This is a genomic window from Cellulosimicrobium cellulans (assembly GCF_042723955.1).
Taxonomy (GTDB): domain Bacteria; phylum Actinomycetota; class Actinomycetes; order Actinomycetales; family Cellulomonadaceae; genus Cellulosimicrobium; species Cellulosimicrobium cellulans_H.
This window is the reverse complement of the sequence record NZ_JBHXIC010000063.1, coordinates 13,331-27,593: the sequence shown is the minus strand read 5'-3', so window position 1 is coordinate 27,593 and position 14,263 is coordinate 13,331. Positions and strand designations below refer to the sequence as shown.

Below are 14,263 nucleotides of genomic sequence, written 5' to 3'. Positions count from 1 at the left end.
GGTGTGTCGGGGCGGGGGGGGGGGCGCGCCGGCCCGCCCGGGCGTGGGGGGGGGTGCGGTGCTGCGGGGGCGCGGGGGGCCACCCCCGGGTGGAGGTCGTCGGTGCCCCGGGGCGCGCCCCCCCCCCGCGTCAGTGAGTGACGGTGCCCGTCAGCCGCAGGCGACCGCCGGGTAGACAATTTCCTGCGCGGTGGAGGCGCCGCCGTCGGGCCGGGTGCCCGTCACCGTGACGGAGCCCGCCTCGGCCGCGACCGACCGCGTCGAGAAGGACTGGTACGCGGCCTTGCCCGGGGCGACCGCCGCGAACGTCCGCGTGCCGAACGGCGTCGCGAGCGTGACGTCCGCCGGGACGTCCCCGGTGTTCGTCGCGCGGACCGCGACGTACGCGGTGCCGGCGAGGCAGCGCGCGCTGGTCTCGACGTCGAGCGCCGGGCCCGTCGCGACCTCGCGCTGCAGCGTCACCTGGTCGACGACGCGCTGCGACCCGGTCGCGTAGGTGGTGACCGTCAGCGACGTCGGCGTGACGTCGAGGTCGGAGTAGCTCGCCTCGCGCGACTGCTCCCAGCGCGCCGTCCACGGCTTGTCGCCGTCGAAGCCGTAGAACTTCGAGCCCGACGACGAGTTGCCCGTGAGGTAGAGGACCTGGTCCTCCTCGGGGGTGAGCACGTCGCCCTCGGCCGGGGCCTCGGCCGGGACGACGGGCGTCGTGCCCTCCATGAGGTACGAGCGCGTGTAGATGTGGTCGTGCCCCGCGAGGACGAGGTCGACGCCGAGGTCGCTGAAGACGGGCGACAGCGCCTCGCGCATGCGCACCACGTCGGTGTCGCGCGAGTGGAACGCCTGGCTGTACAGCGAGTGGTGGAACGTCACGACGACCCAGTCGTACGCATCGCCGTGCGAGCCGACCACGTCGCGCAGGAACGCCTCGTGACCGGCGATCTCGGCCGGGTCGGAGTCGTTCGAGTCGATCGCCACGACGAGCACGTTGTTGTACGCGTACCAGTAGTCGCGACGCTGCTCGGTCGAGAGGTTCGGCATCGCGTAGTGCTGGTCGTAGAGCGCGGACGCGGTGTCGTGGTTGCCGTCCTGGACGGCGAAGCGAAGCTCGCGCATCTGACGCGGCGCGAGGAACCCGGTGTACTGCGCGGTGTTCCCCGCGTTCTCCACCTGGTCGCCCGCGGAGATGAGGAACGCCGTGTCGGGGTGCCGCGCCGTCATCGAGTCGAGGTTCGCGGCCCACCGCGTGGCGTCGTTCGCCGCGTTGCCGCTCGCGCCGATCTGCGCGTCCCCGATGAACAGCGCGCTGAACTCGTCGCCGAACGTGCCCGTGGTGAACGTCGTCGGCTCGGACCAGCCGGTCGCCGCGCTGCCCACGCGGTACACGTAGGCCGAGTCCTCCTCGAGCCCGGTGATCGTCGCGTGGTGGTACGTCGCGCCGTCCGCCGCGGTGCCGTTCCGGGACGACGACGTCGCCGCGGACTGCCAGTCCACCTCGCCGCCCGCCTCGTCGGCGCGGGCCCACTGCACCTCGCCGTCGCCGGGGAGCGTGGAGAACCACGCGACGTTCGCCTGGGTCTCGTCCGCGCCGACGTTGAGCGCGACGTCGCGCACCTCGCCGTGCGTGGGGACGAGCGAGCGCACGTCGAGGTAGATGTCCGAGCTCGTCGGAGCGTCCTGGTAGAGCGCGACGGAGATCGTGTTCTCGCCCGGCGCGAACGCGTCGGAGGGGACGACGAACGTGCCGGTCACCGGGTCCGTGCGGCCGTTGCCGTGGTACTGGAGGTTCTCCGTGATCTCGCGGGAGTCGTCGCCCAGGCGCACGACCTCCTCGCCGTTCACGTAGACGATCGCGGCGTCGTCGTAGACGATCTCGCCCTCGAACGCGGGGACGCCGTCGAGGTCCGCCGCGGTGAGCTCCACGTCGGTGCGGAAGAAGAACGTGGGGACGTCCGTCGTCGTGCCCTCGATGTACTGGGTGAGGAGCGTGGTGATCGGGAACGCGGTACCGATCCCCGTCGCGGCGCCGCGCTTGGCACCGAACGCACCGGTCGCGGACTTCCACGCGGAGTCGTCGAACGCGGTGGTCGTCCACACGCGCTGGTCCGCGGCGGATCCAGCCGGGTTCGTGTTGTCGTCGAGGTAGCGCCAGGTCGTGCCGGAGGTCGAGAGCAGGGACTCGTCGGCGGCGGCCGTCGGGGTCGCGGTCGCGGCGACGAGCACCGTGCCGACGAGGGAGACGGCGAGCGCCGACGCCGCCGCGCGCGTCAGCGCGCCGGGCAGCCGGGAGGCGTGCGGGTTCATGGGTTCCTTCGCAGGTCAGGGGTCCGCGCGGCGACGACCGTCGGACCACCGTGGCGGCGCCGGACCCGTGGTGGGAAGCGCTGTCACCGTACGGAGCCGGGGTGGCGGGCACCCGTCCGCCCGGTGAACTCCCGACGGCGGGCAGGTGGCCGTCCCGGACGCGCGGGAGGAACGGGTCAGGCGTCCTGGCGGCGCCGCAGGGCGAGGACCGTGACACCGAGCGCGACCAGCACGAGCGCCGCGAGCGCGATGCCTCCTGCCTCGACCCCCGTCGTGGCCAAGCCGCCGGTGCCGCCGTCGGCGGGAGACGTCGGCTGGTCGGGCACGCCGGGCGTGACCGGCGCGGTCGGGGTCGTGGGCTCGGTCGGCGTGGGGGTCGACGGCGTGGGCGTCGGCTCGACCGGCGCGTCCGCCGTGTTGGTCAGCACCACGGCGACGTCCGTCGTGCCGATCTCTACGCGCACGGTCCCGTCGTCGCCCGGCTCGACGGCGGCGCCGTCCACCTGCCACGTCGCCTCGCCCCACTCGACCCCGTCCACGGCGGGGAAGCCCGGCTCGGACAGCACGACCTCGGTGCCGAGCGGGAGGTCCTCGACGGTCGACGAGCCGTCGACGGGCACGGTCAGCTCGCCCGTCGTCCCGGCGGCCTCGTACGCGACGGTGAAGGTCGTCCCGTCGGGCACGGTGGAGGCCGCGTCACCCGCGACGCGCTTGGTGACGGTGAGGCTGCCCGTCTCCACGACGGGCTCCGTGGCGCACGGGATCGAGCCGGCGAAGAGGTAGGCGTGCGCCTCGCCGCCGCGCAGCGTGAGGTTCCGCGCGACGACCTGGCCGTCGAGCGGCGACGCCTCGACCGTGAGGTCCGCGGTCGGGGCGTAGACCGACCCGTCGAGGCGGGTCCCGCCCGTGCCGAGGGTGACGGAACCGTCGAGCTGCGAGAGGTCCCACATCACGAAGCGGGCGGCCGCACCCTCGGCACCGAACACGGAACCGCGCAGCTCGGTCGTCCCGCCGGGGACCGAGACGATGAGCGGGGCGTCGGCCGACGGGAGCACGCCGTCCGCGAACTGCACGGTGTACGCCTCGGCGATGTCGGCGTAGTCGACGACGTTCGGCCGTCCCGGCTCGAGCGCCGAGAGGACGACGCGGTCACCGACGTCCTCGGCCACCGTCAGCACGTGGGCCGCGCCGCTCGGCACGAGGTCCGCGAGGCACTGGCGCACCTCGGCCGGCTCCGTCGCACCCGTCTCGACGTACGCAGCGACGGAGTCGCGCTCGGTCGCCACGGTCGCGGCGCCGTCGGGCCACTTCTGGTTGGTCGCGTCGATCGACGGGGCCTCGTCGGCCTCGGTGCGGTACCGCACCCAGTCGCCGCGCTGGTACGTGTCGAACGCGGGGTCGTCACCGACGACCTTGAGGTAGCCCTCGAGCTCGGCGCCGCTGCCCGCCGGGACCCCGGCGTTGGTGATCTGCCCCAGGCCGGACGTCGGCGCGTACGACCCGACGAGCAGACGGGTCGGGTCGCCGTCGACGGTCGGGATCGTGTAGTCGGCGGTCCCGGCGACCTGGTGGACGATCGCGTACATGCCGCCGTCGGCGCGGACGGTCAGCTCGCCGCCGACGGCGACCGAGCCCTCGGTCTCGTGGTTGTCGAGGCGGGCGTCCTCACGCGCGTAGACGCTGAAGCCGCCGGCCAGGTCGAACGGGTTGACCGCGTCGGCGGCCGCGGCGCTCGTCGCGGGGACGACGAGGCCGGCACCGGTGAGGAGGCCGACGGCGAGGAGCGCGGCGGTCGGGCGCCGGCGGGAGATCGAGGGGGGCTGCTGTTCAGGTGTCAGGGTCGAGCGGGTCATCACTACCTGGGTCTCGGTGTCGCGGGCGACGGGATCGGACGACCCGTCACCACCACCGTAGGCAGACCTGGACATCCGTCCAGGTTGGAGCCCGGGTGAAGTCACACCGGTGTGATCAACCCCACCAGCACCGCCGACGCATGCATCCGCATGTGTCGGTCATGTCCGGAACACGGCCTCCTGCTCAGGAGATGACGAGGCTCGCGATCAGTCCGTCACGCAGGAGGATCGTGAAGGTCGCGGGACCGTTGTACCCGTCGCCGGACACCGTGAGGTCGAGCAGGACCTCGTCCGGGGTCGTGCCGACGCGCAGCCCCGTCACGTCGAAGCGCGACCGCCTGCCGATGTTGTCCGTGCGGTCCCAGCTCGCGAGCTCGTCGCGCCCGCGGAACTGACGACCCCAGTCGTCGAGGAACCCGTCGTCGGTGAACGCGGTGAGGAAGCGTTCGGGGTCGCCCGCGTTCGTGGCGTCGACGAGGGTCCGCAGGGCGGGCGGGAGGTCGGGCGTGGGGTCGCTCATGTGCCCACTGTGCCCCCGTCAGCGCCCGACGACGACCTGGACGTGTCGCGACGCGACGGCCGCGAGCGACGTGCGGAGGCGGTCGAACAGGGCCACGCTCGCGGCGCCGGGCCAGTCGGCGGGCAGGGCCGAGGGCGGCAGCCCCGGGTCCGCGTACGGGATCGGCCGCCAGTCGTCGACGGCGCGCACCCACCGGGCGAACGCGTCGCGCGGAGTGCCGTCCTCCGCGGCCGCCGGGGCGCCGTCGGGGACCGTGCCGCGCCCCGGACGGGAAGCCCCGTGCTGCGCGAGGAACGCGCGGTGCAGCGCCGCGACCCGGTCGAGGTCCCACCACCGCGCGGCGACGTCGGCGAACGCGCCTGCCACGCGCGGGCGCCCGGCGACGAACACCGTCGCCGCGTCGCGGACGTCGAGCGCGGCGAGGATCTCCTCGACCTCGTCCACGAGGTGGCCCGGCGCGATCCACAGCGCGTCCGCGACGCTCCCGGCCCCGATCCACGCGAGGTGCCGCCGGAGCTGGTGGCGCACGTCGCGCCGCTCCTCCGGCAGCGAGTACGACACGAGGCACCACGGGTCGTCGTCGCCCTGCTGCCGGTAGGCGAAGATGCGCCGGTCGCCGCGGTCGAGCATCGGCCCGGCGTCGGCCGCGAGCCGGTAGGCGGCTCGTCCGTCGACCGTCTCGGGGACGAGCAGCCCCTTGGCCTTGACGCGCGAGATCGCGCTGCGCGCTCCCCCGGGCGCGACACCGAGCGCGCCGAGCAGCTCGACCAGTTCCGCCACCGCGACCGTCCCACCGAGGTCGCGCAGGTACAGCCCGACGACGGTGCGCAGCAACGACGTCGTGCTCCCGGGCCGGGAGTCGAGGTCGTCGAGGATCACGCGGCGCCGTCCGCGCCCGACGACGCCGCCCCGGCGGCCTCCGCGGACGCCCGACCGAGCACCTCGAGCAGCGCGTCGCGGACCGCCTCGACGCCGACGCGCACCTCCTCGAAGCTCGTGGAGAGCGGGGACAGGCCGAGGCGCAGGCCGTCCGGCCGACGGAAGTCGGGGATCACCCCGCGCTCCCACAGCAGCGGGAGCGTCGCTTCGAACGCGTCGTGGTCGACGGTGACGTGGCTCCCCCGCCGGTCCGGGTCGCGCGGGGACGCGTACCGCGCGCCGATCGGGAGCAGCAGGTCGTCGACGAGCGCGGTCGCGTGCTCGGTGAGCGCGACGGACTTCGCACGGACGGCCGCCATCCCGGCCGTGTCGATGAGGTCGAGCATGTCCTGCATCGCGAGCATCCCGACGATCGCGGGCGTGCCCGAGAGGAAGCGCCGGACGCGGTCGTGCGGCGCGTACGCCGGGCCCATCTCGAACGGCGCCGCGCTGCCCATCCACCCCTGGATCGGCTGGGTCAGCGCGTCCTGGAGATCCGCCCGGACGTAGCCGAACGCGGGCGCACCCGGCCCGCCGTTGAGGTACTTGTACGTGCAGCCCGCCGCGAGGTCGACGCCCCACGCGTCGAGCTCGACGGGCAGCGCCCCGACCGAGTGGCACAGGTCCCACAGCACGAGCGCACCGGCGTCGTGCGCGAGCGCCGTGATCGCGGCGGCGTCGCTCGCGTACCCCGACCGGTACGCGACGTGGCTGAGCAGCACGAGCGCGGTGCGGTCGGAGAGGACCTCCGCCACCTGGTCCGGAGTCACGCCGGCGTCGTGGTCGGGGGTGATCCACCGCAGCGTCGCACCGTGCTCGCGCGCGACGCCCTCCAGCACGTAGCGGTCGGTCGGGAAGTTCCCGGCGTCGAGCACGATCTCGTCGCGACCCGCGACCTGCGGCGCCGAGAGCGCGGCGCGCACCAGCTTGTAGAGGATCACGGTCGTCGAGTCGCCGACGAACGTCTGACCCGCCGCCGCGCCGAGCGTCACGGCACCGATCCGGTCGCCGAGCGTCAGCGGGAGGTCGTACCACTCCTCGTCCCAGCCGCGGATGAGTCGCGCACCCCAGCGCTCGGTCGCGAACCGCGCGAGCCGCTCCGCCGACGCGCGCGTGGGCCGGCCGAGCGAGTTCCCGTCGAGGTACGCCGTCACCTCGTCCGACGGGACGAACGCGTCGCGGAACCGCGCGAGCGGGTCGGCGGCGTCGAGCGCGGCCGACCGCGCGGCGTGGTCGGCGGTCGTGCCGTCGGTGCTGTCGGTCATCGCGGGTCCTCCGGGGGGCGGGGTGCGCGCGGCGCACCGTGGGGCTCGGGTCGCGCCACGACGACGGCACGCGCGAACCACGCGGCCACGTCGTCGGGGTCGTCGAGGTCGGGCGCGTCACCCGGGATCCAGGTCGCGACCTGGGCTGCGGTGCCCTCCGGGCGCGGCCCGGCCCCGTCGGGGTCGGGCGCGGCGGCGTCGGGACCGGGCGCGGCGCCGTCGTGCGTGACCGCACCGAGGAGCGCATGAGCATCGAGGCCGGCGGCCGCGAGCGCCCGCAGCTCGCGGGCGTTCACGCCGGGCGGCAGGGGTCCGTTGCCGAGGTCGGTGCCGTAGACGACCGTCCCGCCGAGCGCGACGAAGCGCCGCACGTTGTCGATCGCGACGTCCTGCTCGGCCGAGGGTCTCCCCCACCCGTGGACGTCGAGCGTGCTCACCCAGCTCACCCGCGACCCGCCGAGAACGACCTGAGGGTCGTGATCCGGCCCTTGTCGACCGTCAGGTCGTGTTCGACGGCGGGCAGGGTCGTGCTCGGCGCGAGGCCGCCGCTCCGAGCGCGGGCGGGGGCGGGCCATGTTGGCGAGGAGGTCGTCGGGCAGGCGCTCGGAGAACGGGGCGTGCGCGAGCCGGTCGACGCCCGCCTCGAACGCCCGGGCCGCCATGCCACGGCCCTCGACGTGCGCGACGACGTCCCTGCCCCGCGCGTGGGCGTGGTCGACGAGCGCGGCGAGCGTGGCGTCGTCGAGCACGGGACCGGCGTCGGCGTGCAGGGCGACCTTGACGAACGACGCGCCCGCGGCGACCTGGCGGTCGACGGCGGCGACCGCCGCCTCGGGCGAGCCGACCTCCTCGACCGACCCCGGCGGCGCCCACGACCGGTCCGACGGGTAGCCGCCCGGCGCGGTGAGGAACGCGCCCGCGAACGCAACCTCCGGAAAGCCAGGCCGGCCGGGCCACGTGCGCGCGACGTCGGGCACCCACCCCAGGTCGTGCACGACAGCGATCCCGCCGCGCCGCACCGCGACCGGGTCGACGAGGCCGAGGTGCACGTGCGCGTCGGCGAACGGCGGGAGCCACGTGCCGCCGTCGCCCGCCCGGCCGAGACGCCCGCCGGTCACGACCGACCGATCTCGGTGCGCACCGTGAACAGCTCGGGGAAGAACGTGAGGTCGAGCGCGCGCTGGAGGAAGCCGACGCCGCTCGACCCGCCCGTGCCGCGCTTGGTGCCGATGATGCGCAGCACCGTCTTCATGTGACGGAACCGCCAGAGCTGGAAGTTGTCCTCGAGGTCGACGAGCTCCTCGCACGTCTCGTACGCGGACCAGTACGTCTCCGGGTCGTCGTAGATGCGCCGGAACACCTCGACGAGGTCGTCGTCGAGCGTGTGCGCGACGGTGACGTCGCGGTCGAGCACGCGCTGCGGGACGTCGTGGCCATGGCGGGCGAGGTGGCGCAGGAACTCGTCGTAGACGCTCGGCTCGGCGAGCAGCCGGGCGAGCTCGGCGCGGGCGGCGGGCTCGGCGTCGAACACGTCGAGCATGCGCGCGTTCTTGTTGCCGAGCAGGAACTCGACCGCGCGGTACTGCCACGACTGGAAGCCGGAGGCGTGCCCGAGGTACCCGCGGAACTGCGCGTACTCGCTCGGCGTGAGGGTCGCGAGGACGGACCACTGCTCGGTCAGCGTGCGCTGCACGTGCTTGACGCGCGCGATGCGCTTGAGCGCGGCCCCGAGCTCGTCGGCCGCGAGCAGGTCGCGCGCGGAGAGCAGCTCGTGCAGCACGAGCTTGAGCCAGAGCTCCGTCGTCTGGTGCTGGACGATGAACAGCATCTCGTCGTGGTGCTCGGGGTCGCTCACGGGCTCCTGCGCCGCGAGCAGCGTGTCGAGGTGCAGGTACGACCCGTACGTCATCTGCTCGCGCAGGTCCGTGACGATGTCGGACTCGAGCGCGCGCTCGTTCGGCGCGGGCAGCGGTGCGTCGGCCATCCACCGAGCGTATGTCACGGACGTGACGACCGCCAGATCCGTGCGATGTGCCTGGCGAGTCAGTCGTCCGCCGCGGCGCGGCGCTCCTCCTCGGCGACGGACTCGCCCGTCGGGTCCTCCGCGACGAGGTCGTCGAGGAACGCCCCGCCCAGCGGCCCGTCGCTCACCCCCACGAAGCGCCAGCCCGACACCGGGTCACCCTCGACCTCGACGAGCCCGGTGTTCGCGAGCGGCGTCCACGCGAGCCGGTCGACGTCGACGCCCGCGGCCCGCGCGCACGCCCACGCGCGGATCGCCGCGCCGTGCGACACGACGACGGCGGTCTCCCAGCCGGTGCGCGCGACGCTCGCGACGGCGTCGTCGTAGCGGGCGAGGAACTCGGCGCCGTCGGGACCGCCGGGCATCCGACGACCGGGCTCCCCGCGGCCCCACGCGAACACGGTCTCGAGGTAGATGGCGTGATCGTCGTGCTCGCCCGACATCTCCAGGTCGCCCGCGTCGACCTCGCGGAACCCGTCGAGCTCGAGCAGGTCGTAGGTGTGCCGCTCGGCCAGCGGCGCCGCCGTGAGGTGCGTGCGCACGAGCGTCGAGACCGCCACGCCGTCGACCACGCGGTCCGCGAGCGCGTCCGGGATCGCCGCGGCCTGCCGCGCGCCGAGCGCGGTGAGGCCCGGGCCGGGCAGGGCGGTGTCGAGCAGGCCGGCGACGTTGGACGGGGTCTGTCCGTGACGGACGAGGAGCAGGCGCATGGTTCTCCGGATCTCGGGGGCGGTCTCCTGCCACCCTACGAGCCACCCGTCGAGCAGAGGCGCCGTGGCAGGCTGGGGCCATGTCCCGCCGCGAGCTCGTCGTCCTCGGGACGGCCAGCATGGTCCCGACCCGCATGCGCAACCACAACGGGTATGTCCTGTTCTGGGACGACGAGGCGATCCTCTTCGACCCCGGCGAGGGCACGCAGCGGCAGATGACGTACGCGGGCGTCTCCGCGACCGACCTCACGCGCATCGCGATCACGCACCTGCACGGCGACCACAGCCTCGGCCTCGCGGGCGTCTCCCAGCGCATCAGCGGCGACGGCGTGCGGCACACGATCGGAGTGACCTACCCGGCGTCGGGCCAGCGGTGGGTCGACCACCTGCTCGACGCGAGCGCCCACTTCCGGCGCGGCCACCTGGAGCTCCAGCCGCTGACGACCGGCGGCGTCGTCCCGGCCGTGCCCGGCCGCCCGGAGCCGGGCTTCACGCTGCGCGCCGAGCGGCTCGACCACACGCTCGAGGCGATGGGCTACCGACTCGACGAGCCCGACGGCCGGTCGCTCGACCCCGCGCTCCTCGCGCGGCACGGCCTGGTCGGCCCGGCGGTGGGCGTGCTGAAGCGCGCGGGCACCGTGGTCTCTCCCGACGGCCGGACCGTCACCCTCGACGAGGTGAGCGCGCCGCGCCCCGGCCAGTCGTTCGCGTTCGTCATGGACACGCGCCTGTGCGACGCGGTGCACCGGCTCGCGGACGGCGTCGACCTGCTCGTCATCGAGTCGACGTTCCTCGACCGCGACCGGGACCAGGCCGAGCGCTGGGGCCACCTCACGGCCCGGCAGGCCGCGACGGTCGCGGCCGAGGCCGGGGTCCGGTCGCTCGTGCTCACGCACTTCTCGCAGCGCTACCCCGACCCGACGGAGTTCTGGCGCGAGGCGCGCGAGGTGTTCGACGGCGAGCTCACCGTCGCGCAGGACCTCGACCGCGTCCGCGTCCCCCACCGCCGCCGCCCCGCCTGATCCCCCGGCCGGACCACGGTTCTACCTCGCGAGATAGAACCCTGGTCTCGCGAGGTAGAACCGTGGTCGTGCACGACGGCGGTCAGTCGCCACGGGCGCGGCGGGTCGCGCGGTCGTTGGCGCGCTGGATCGCCTCCACGAGCTCGTCCTTCGTCATCGTCGACCGTCCGTCGACGTCCAGGCGGCGCGCGACGTCGAGCAGGTGCGCCTTGGTCGCGTCGGCGTCCACGCCCCCGGCGGTGTCCGTGGTCGAGTCGAGGCCGCCCTCCTCGGCCCGCTCGTCGGACGGGCCGGGCTCGTCCTTGGGCTCCCAGTGGTCGCGGATCTTCTCGTGCGTGTGCTTGAGCGCCGCGAACGCGACGCGCCGCGCGCGCTCCTCGGAGCCGTACTGCTCCCTCGCGGCGTCGTAGGCCTTGGCGAACGTGCGCTGCGCCTTCTCGTCAGAGCGCTGCAGCGTGCTCGGGATCTCGGACTGCTTCGCGTCGCCGTCGCGCGTGGTCTTCGGCACGGGGTCACCTCCTGCTGCCCGACGGCGGTCGCCGCCTCCTCCGAGCCTCGCGCCGCGCGCTGGGGTTCGCGCGCCGAGCGGGGTGCCGCCGGCGAGAGAGGCGCGGCGGGCGAGTGGGGCGCGGCCGCCCTCGGAGCGGGAGCGTGCCCGAGGTCCCAGACCTACGCTGCCGGGATGTCGAGCGTCCTGCGGTTCCATGGCCGCATCGCGGGGTGGGGCACGGCGTCGGGGACGCGCGTCGTCGTCGGCCGCTGGGACGCGTCGCCGTTCGGCGCGTTCGCCGACGTCATGGTCGAGCGCCCCGACGGCGAGCGCCTCTTGCTCGCGCCGTCGCCGCGGGTCGCGGACCTCGTCGCGTCGACCTACCGCTTCGACCGCGTCGTCCTGACGCCGGTCGCCGTGATGGACGAGACGGCCGACGCGGCCGGCGTCGCGCCCGCCGCCGGCCGGGAGAGCGTGGCGGGCGCAGCGGCGAGCCGGGTCCTCCGGCCGGACTGGCGTGTGGTGGCCGGGCCGCTCCAGGCGCGGCTCGTCGTCGGGCCGCGGACGTCGGTGGGGCACGTGCTGCGCGCGGTGCCCCGCTCCCTCGCGACGTCGCGACACCTGACCGTCCTCACCGACCCGATCGCGCGCGTGCTGCTGCGCGGCGTCCGGACGCGGGGCAGCGCCGGGCCGGGGAGGGTCGAGCACTACGGCGCGACCGACGTCCACGCGCTCGTCGCAGCGGAGACGACGTGGGACGGGGAACCGCTCGGCGACCTGCGCGACGTCGACCCACCCGTCCGCTTCGGCTTCGGCTCGACCCCGCGCCGCCCGAGCGTGACCGACGTCGTCACGACGATCGTCGTGCGGTGACCTGGCACCACACGAGACGCCGAACCCGGGGTTCCTCCCCATGACGCACGCGGCGTGAGGAGGAACCCCGGGTTCGGCAGCGGGACGGGTCCGCTCAGACCCCGCGGGCCGAGAGCCAGCCCGCGAGGCGGTCCGGGCGGTCGGTGATGATCGCGTCGACCCCGAGCTCGACGGCCGCCGCCCAGTGCGCGGGCTCGTTGAGCGTCCACACCGCGACGTCGAGACCGGCGTCGTGCAGGCGCTGCACCAGGCCCGTGTCCTCCAGGAGGAGCAGGCCCATCGGGTTGCACGCCACGACGTCGAGCTCCGCGCACCGCGCGAGCACGTCGTCGTCGAGCGACGCGACGAGCAGCCCGCGGCGCAGGCCCGGGTCGGCATCCCTCAGCGCCGCGACGGTCTCGGGCCAGAAGCTCTGCGCGACGACCCGGTCCGCGATCCCCGCGAACCGGATGGGCCCCGTGACGCGCCGCACCTGCTCGGGCGTCCACGCCCCCTTGAGCTCGAGCAGCAGGTCCGTGCCCGGGCGGCGCACGAGGAGGTCGACCACCTCGGCGAACGTCGGCACGCGCTGGCCCCCGAACGCCGGGGAGAACCACGAGCCCGCGTCCAGCGCCCGGATCGCCGCGCGGTCGAGCCGCGCGACCGTCCCGCTGCCCGACGTCGTCGCGTCCACGGTGTCGTCGTGGATGACGACGGGCTCGCCGTCGGCCGTGAGCTGCACGTCGATCTCGATGCTGTGCGCGCCGGCCCGCCACGCCGCCTCGAACGCGGCGAGCGTGTTCTGCGGCGCGACCGAGCTGTTGCCGCGGTGCGCGATCACGCGCGGGCGCGCGACCCGCTCCGGCGCGGTGCCCGTGGGCGCGAGCGCGGTGGCCGTCACAGGTAGGGCTCCACGTTCTCGGTGTAGGCCGTCTCGATGCGCGGCGTGACGGACTCGAACGCGGTCGCCGGGTCGACGCCCTCGATGACGATCTGCTCGATCGCCTCGTTGAGCAGCGCGTCGGCGCCGGGGACGAACACGCGGACGTCGTCCTGGATGCGCGCCTTGTCGGCGAGCTGGTCGACGGCAGTGCGGAACTGCGGCGTCGTCTCGTAGATGGCCTTCATCGTGTCCGACTCGACGGCCGACGTGCGCACCGGCATGTACCCGGTGTTCTGCGAGAAGTACGCGGTGTTCTCCGTGTTCGTGAGGAACGCGAGGAACATCGCCGCGGCGAGCTGCTGCTCGGGCGACTTCGACGACGGGATCGCGAGGCCGGTGCCGCCCGTCGGGGTGCCGCCGCCCGCCGGGCCGTCGGGCAGGTAGGCCGTGCCGACCTCGAACGACGCCGCGTCGAGCGCGCCCTTGAGCGAGCCCGTCGAGCCGATGGTCGAGGCGATGAGGCCCGACGAGAAGTCGACCATCGCGTCGTCCGCGGAGAGCGTCGCGACGCCCTTCTCGTGGAACAGCTCGTGCAGGAACTGGCCGCCCGCGATCGACTCCTCCGAGTCGAGCGTGAGGTCGAACCCGTCGGAGTACGCGCCGCCCTGGCCCCAGATCATGTTCTCGAACCACCACGCGCCCCACGACGGCCCGGTGGACAGGCCGAACGTCGAGCCGCCGGCCGGGACGAGCGGCTTGAGGGACGCGTCCCATTCCTCGAGCTCGGCCCACGTCTCGGGGCCGCGGTCGGGCAGGCCGGCCGCCGTCCACAGGTCCTTGTTGTAGTAGAACAACGGCGTCGAGCGCGCGTAGGGCACGGCCCAGTGCTGGTCGTCGTACTCGTAGTCCGCGTAGAGCGCGGGCTGGAAGTCGTCCGCGTCGGCCTCGACGAACTCGAGCACGTCGTCGAGCGGCAGGATCTGGTCGTTGAGGTGGTAGCGGAACCACCAGACGTCGGACGCGATGACGACGTCGGGCAGCTCGTCGGTCTGCGACGCGGCCTGGAAGCGCTGCGCGACCTCGTCGTAGTTGGCGCCTGCGGTCACGAGGTTGACCGTGATGCCGGACTCCTCCTCGAACCGGTCGATGAGCTCCTGCTCGATCTCCTGCGACGTGCCGGGGTGGTTGCTCCACCACGTGATCTCGGACGCGGGCTCGACGGCTGACCAGTCGACGGCCTCGGCCGTCGCCTCGTCGCCCGCGGTGCCGGCGCCGTCGGCCCCGGCCACGCTCGGGCCGGCGCACGCGGTGAGCGCGAGGGCGGTGACCGCCGTGACGGCGGTGGCGGCGGCGCGGGCCCGACGGCGGCGCGCGCCGGGTGCGGTGCGGTGGGACACAGGTGCTCCTTCAGGTCGTGCACCGGGTC

General features: G+C 74.4%; 13 protein-coding genes. 2 read left to right on the top strand and 11 right to left on the bottom strand.

Features of this window, described 5'->3' with window-relative positions; all coding sequences use genetic code 11:
- Positions 1 to 150 precede the first annotated feature (150 nt).
- The 8 genes from ACFWH7_RS15635 to ACFWH7_RS15600 all read right to left on the bottom strand — a co-directional run bounded on the left by ACFWH7_RS15635 (position 151) and on the right by ACFWH7_RS15600 (position 9,590).
- Entirely contained in the window at positions 151 to 2,301 is a 2,151-nt protein-coding gene (locus ACFWH7_RS15635; protein WP_378217624.1) for a purple acid phosphatase family protein, read from the bottom strand.
- 176 nt (positions 2,302 to 2,477) lie between these two features.
- Complete coding sequence (locus ACFWH7_RS15630) at positions 2,478 to 4,229, bottom strand: collagen-binding domain-containing protein (RefSeq protein ID WP_378217622.1); 1,752 nt, start codon at positions 4,227 to 4,229, stop codon at positions 2,478 to 2,480.
- A 109-nt stretch (positions 4,230 to 4,338) separates the two neighbouring features.
- A complete protein-coding gene (locus ACFWH7_RS15625; protein ID WP_378217620.1) occupies positions 4,339 to 4,674 on the bottom strand; it encodes a nuclear transport factor 2 family protein in 336 nt (111 codons plus the stop codon).
- A gap of 18 nt (positions 4,675 to 4,692) precedes the next feature.
- On the bottom strand, positions 4,693 to 5,553 hold the full coding sequence (locus ACFWH7_RS15620; RefSeq protein WP_378217618.1) for a PaaX family transcriptional regulator: 861 nt from the start codon (positions 5,551 to 5,553) through the stop codon (positions 4,693 to 4,695).
- On the bottom strand, positions 5,550 to 6,857 hold the full coding sequence (gene kynU, locus ACFWH7_RS15615; RefSeq protein WP_378217615.1) for a kynureninase: 1,308 nt from the start codon (positions 6,855 to 6,857) through the stop codon (positions 5,550 to 5,552). Before kynU ends, ACFWH7_RS15620 begins: the two co-directional genes overlap by 4 nt.
- Positions 6,854 to 7,975, bottom strand: coding sequence for a hydrolase (locus ACFWH7_RS15610; protein ID WP_378217612.1), 1,122 nt, complete (start codon positions 7,973 to 7,975; stop codon positions 6,854 to 6,856). Before ACFWH7_RS15610 ends, kynU begins: the two co-directional genes overlap by 4 nt.
- Entirely contained in the window at positions 7,972 to 8,841 is an 870-nt protein-coding gene (locus tag ACFWH7_RS15605; RefSeq protein WP_378217609.1) for a tryptophan 2,3-dioxygenase, read from the bottom strand. The genes ACFWH7_RS15610 and ACFWH7_RS15605 overlap by 4 nt, the downstream gene beginning before the upstream one ends.
- A 59-nt stretch (positions 8,842 to 8,900) precedes the next feature.
- Positions 8,901 to 9,590, bottom strand: a complete 690-nt coding sequence (locus ACFWH7_RS15600) for a histidine phosphatase family protein (protein WP_378217606.1) — start codon at positions 9,588 to 9,590, stop codon at positions 8,901 to 8,903.
- A gap of 80 nt (positions 9,591 to 9,670) precedes the next feature.
- Between ACFWH7_RS15600 and ACFWH7_RS15595 the strand changes: the two genes are divergently transcribed.
- Positions 9,671 to 10,612: a ribonuclease Z gene (locus tag ACFWH7_RS15595; protein WP_378217603.1), complete on the top strand. Its 942-nt coding sequence runs from the start codon at positions 9,671 to 9,673 to the stop codon at positions 10,610 to 10,612.
- Between the two features lie 82 nt (positions 10,613 to 10,694).
- Here the strand turns inward: ACFWH7_RS15595 and ACFWH7_RS15590 are convergent, their stop codons facing one another.
- On the bottom strand, positions 10,695 to 11,120 hold the full coding sequence (locus tag ACFWH7_RS15590) for a ChaB family protein (protein ID WP_378217600.1): 426 nt from the start codon (positions 11,118 to 11,120) through the stop codon (positions 10,695 to 10,697).
- 174 nt (positions 11,121 to 11,294) lie between these two features.
- On the opposite strand from ACFWH7_RS15590, the gene ACFWH7_RS15585 reads away from it, so the two are divergent.
- On the top strand, positions 11,295 to 11,975 hold the full coding sequence (locus ACFWH7_RS15585) for a hypothetical protein (protein WP_378217597.1): 681 nt from the start codon (positions 11,295 to 11,297) through the stop codon (positions 11,973 to 11,975).
- A gap of 94 nt (positions 11,976 to 12,069) precedes the next feature.
- Here ACFWH7_RS15585 and ACFWH7_RS15580 read toward each other — a convergent pair whose 3' ends face one another.
- Both ACFWH7_RS15580 and ACFWH7_RS15575 read right to left on the bottom strand, forming a co-directional pair.
- Positions 12,070 to 12,855 (bottom strand): glycerophosphodiester phosphodiesterase, encoded by a 786-nt coding sequence (locus ACFWH7_RS15580; RefSeq protein WP_378217594.1) that lies wholly within the window; start codon positions 12,853 to 12,855, stop codon positions 12,070 to 12,072.
- Entirely contained in the window at positions 12,852 to 14,234 is a 1,383-nt protein-coding gene (locus tag ACFWH7_RS15575; protein ID WP_378217591.1) for an ABC transporter substrate-binding protein, read from the bottom strand. The genes ACFWH7_RS15580 and ACFWH7_RS15575 overlap by 4 nt, the downstream gene beginning before the upstream one ends.
- Between the last annotated feature and the right edge of the window lie 29 nt (positions 14,235 to 14,263).